The 335-nt window shown below is 66.9% G+C and carries 1 protein-coding gene; it reads right to left on the reverse strand.

Annotated elements, in window-relative coordinates; all coding sequences use genetic code 11:
• Positions 1-335: transglutaminase family protein (locus HA630_RS26680; protein WP_166832023.1), on the reverse strand; the 335-nt coding region annotated here is incomplete at both ends.

Below are 335 nucleotides of genomic sequence, written 5' to 3' on the forward strand. Positions count from 1 at the left end.
CGCACCTCCACCCGCTCCAGCGACGAGTCCACGTAGCGCACGGTGCCGCCGGCCGAGCCTTCCTCGCCCATGACGTGCCACGGCTCCAGCGCGTTCCGCAGGGTGAGTTCGATGCCCTTGGCCGCCACTTGCCCGATGAGCGGGAAGCGGAACTCAAAGTGCGGGTCGAACCAGCTTTTCTCGAACTTGTAGCCGCACTGGGCCAGGTCGTCGAGCACGTCGTCGAAGTCCATGCGCACAAAGGTGGGCAGCAGGAAACGGTCGTGCAGTTCGGTGCCCCAGCGGGTGAGTTTGCCGTGCCACGGTTGCTGCCAGAAGCGGGCCACCAGCGCGCG

It is taken from the genome of Aquabacterium sp. A08 (assembly GCF_011742065.1).